The sequence below is a fragment of the Kitasatospora sp. NPDC093558 genome (genome assembly GCF_040683475.1).
In the GTDB taxonomy this organism is placed as follows: Bacteria; Actinomycetota; Actinomycetes; order Streptomycetales; family Streptomycetaceae; genus Kitasatospora.
On record NZ_JBFBDY010000812.1, the window covers coordinates 1 to 2,485 of the forward strand.

A 2,485-nucleotide genomic window follows, 5' to 3' on the forward strand; every position below is an offset into this window, starting at 1 on the left:
GGCCGTCCCCGAACCCCTTCGGGCAGCCGTCGCCGCCTTCGATGCCTTCCGGATGCGGGCCCAGGACCGGGCCCGCCGGGCCGGCACCCGACCCCGCAGCCATCACACGCTGGAAACCGCCCTCGGAATCCTCCGGGATTTGGCCCGCTTCCTCACCGAACACCGTGGCAAGGATGACTGGGCGCTCGTCGACGTGCATGACATCGAGGCCTTCCTGGTCACCTTGCCCAAGGCCCGCCAGCGCCGACTGGTCGTCCTGCGGCAGTTCTTCCGCTTCGCCCGCTCGCAGCACATCGTCCTCGTGGACCCGTCCCGCGGACTGACCGCGAAGGAGCCAGGCAGCTTCCGCGGCCGCACCCTCACCCTCGACCAGCAGCGCGACCTCTTCCACCGCTGGACCGGCGCCGACCACGTTCACCCGCACGAAGCCCTGCTCGGCATGCTCGCCTTGCTGCACGGCGCCTCCAGTGCCGAGGTTCGCATGCTCCAAATCACCGACATCGACCCGTTCGCCCAGACCGTCCGACTCGGCAAACGTCCGCACCCCGTCCCGCTGGATCCCGCTTCCTGGGCTGGGCTCCAGCGATGCCTTGACCACCGAGCGGCATGGACGACGGACAACCCCCACGTCATGGTTACCAAAGGGACGAAGGCCGGACGAGGCCCGGCGTCAACTGCCTACCTTTCCCACGTACTTGACGAATGCGGATACCCGCCCCGGATGATCCGCAGCACCCGCCTGGTCGACCTCGTGAACACAATGGACCCCAAGCTCGTCGCCGCCGCGTTCGGCATGGACCCCGAAGCCACCATGATCTACCTCGCCGACCACGTCGAGGCCGGACGCCTGCCCACCAGCAGATGATCAGTCTCCGGAGACACCCCAGAAGGCAATCTCGTCCGGAATCCCGTCCTTGTAGAGGACGATGCAGCACCCACTCCACCGCGGGACTTGATCCAAAGCGTCCAGAGTCTCGGAATCCATGGCGTCGAAGTTCGCGCGGCTCGGCTTGTCGGTGCCGAAGCCTGCCTGGATGACGGACGCGGCCAACGGGCGTAGGGTCCCGAAGCCGTGATCCTCGTCGGCGGAGATCACCCGGCCGACATCCAACACCGAATGGGTGCCGTTCGTGCCCAGGAACTCCCAGTAGAGCTCGTTCTCGAACAGCTCGTCGACCGAGGCGGGCGCGGGCATGCCCCACTCCGTGGGGCTGCAGTAGTCGCCGGAGGCGAACTCCGCCGCTCGCAAAGCCTGCAACGCGGCGCCGAGGTCCTCCTGGTACGGCGCGACATATCTCCAGCCCGATGCACCCACGTGTCGTCTCTTTCCTGCGGTGCTGATCCTCTTACGACGCGAGGATGCTAGCCGCGTGTACCGACACCGCGATCTCAGCCCATGAACTCGATGACTTTCGGCGCCGCCTGGCACAAGTTCGCCGGAACATGTGCGCTTTGCCGAGGGACTCGTTGGAAGCCGATGGCGACGCTGTTCTTCTCCTCGCACTCGGTGAGGACCTGGAGGAGCAGTTCGGCGCCGCGCCGGTCGAGTTCCATGGGGCCGAGCTCGTCGATGCAGAGCAGGTCGACGCGGCTGTCGCGGGCGATCGTCTTGTTCAGCTGCTTCTCATCGGCGGCCTCCACCAGCTCGTTCACCAGCTTGGTGGCCAGCGTGTAGCGGACGCGATAGCCCTGCATCGCGGCCTCGGTGCCCAGGGCGATCAGCATGTGGGACTTACCGGTGCCGGAGTCACCGATCAGGCAGAGCGGCCGGCTCTTCTTGGTCCACTCGCAGTCGGCGAGGGTGTTGATCACGGCGGGGTCGATGTTGGGATTGGCGTCGAAGTCGAAGGTCCGCAGCTACCTGTCCCGGGGAAAGCCGACGGCCTTGATCCGCCGCTCCGAGCGCCGGCGGGCCCGGTCGTCGCACTCGGCCATCAGCAACTCGGCGAGGAAGCCGCGATCGGTCATCTGCTCCTTGGCTGCCCGGTCGGCGATGTCGGCGAACTCGCCTCGGATCGACGGCAGCCACAACAGGCGGCAGGCGGTGTCGATGGCCGTGGTCGCGGCCTGCTCGGTCAGGTTCCGCTGGCGGGGCAGCACGGAGGTCATGGCGCTTCTCCCTCTCGCAGGTAACCGCCGCCGGCGTGGCAGTGCCGTCACGATTGCCGACGGCGGCTTCATCGCGTTGGTCCTGTGCTCCGGTGACGGGGGGCTGATCAGCCGTGTTGTCGACCCCGCTGCACGGACTCGGTGAACACCGGGCCGCGCTCACCGGGCCCGCGCACCGTTGCGACCAGTCGTCGCAACGCGGCGTGGGCGGGTGGACCCCAGGTGACCTTGCCGCCGGGACGCCCGCGGACACCGGCCTCTGCGATGAGGATGCAGGCGAGGACTCGCCGGGCACACGGGCGCGAAAACCATGCGAGGCGACTTCCACGCCATCGCCCTGCCCAACTCCTCCGTGGCGGTGGCCGTCGCGGCGTTC

The 2,485-nt window shown here is 67.9% G+C and carries 2 protein-coding genes and 3 pseudogenes; 2 read left to right on the forward strand and 3 right to left on the reverse strand.

The features are described from left to right. Nucleotides 1-52: 52 nt before the first annotated feature. A pseudogene (locus tag AB0O00_RS35525) lies at nt 53-229 on the forward strand (integrase); the annotation flags it as partial. Between the two features lie 492 nt (nt 230-721). Continuing rightward, nucleotides 722-865 (forward strand): hypothetical protein, encoded by a 144-nt coding sequence (locus tag AB0O00_RS35530; RefSeq protein ID WP_363658834.1) that lies wholly within the window; start codon nt 722-724, stop codon nt 863-865. Here AB0O00_RS35530 and AB0O00_RS35535 read toward each other — a convergent pair whose 3' ends face one another. The 3 genes and pseudogenes from AB0O00_RS35535 to AB0O00_RS35545 form a co-directional block, all read right to left on the reverse strand. Continuing rightward, complete coding sequence (locus AB0O00_RS35535; protein ID WP_363658833.1) at nt 866-1,315, reverse strand: hypothetical protein; 450 nt, start codon at nt 1,313-1,315, stop codon at nt 866-868. It lies immediately after the preceding gene. A gap of 161 nt (nt 1,316-1,476) precedes the next feature. Then, nucleotides 1,477-2,109: pseudogene (locus AB0O00_RS35540) on the reverse strand (ATP-binding protein); the annotation flags it as partial. Between the two features lie 107 nt (nt 2,110-2,216). Beyond that, nucleotides 2,217-2,396 (reverse strand): annotated as a pseudogene (locus AB0O00_RS35545) (hypothetical protein); the annotation flags it as partial. Nucleotides 2,397-2,485 lie beyond the last annotated feature (89 nt).

What these genes read in the sequence shown, in the direction of transcription:
- AB0O00_RS35530 (WP_363658834.1), top strand. Translation starts at nt 722, where the DNA reads ATGATCCGCAGCACCCGCCTGGTCGACCTCGTGAACACAATGGACCCC.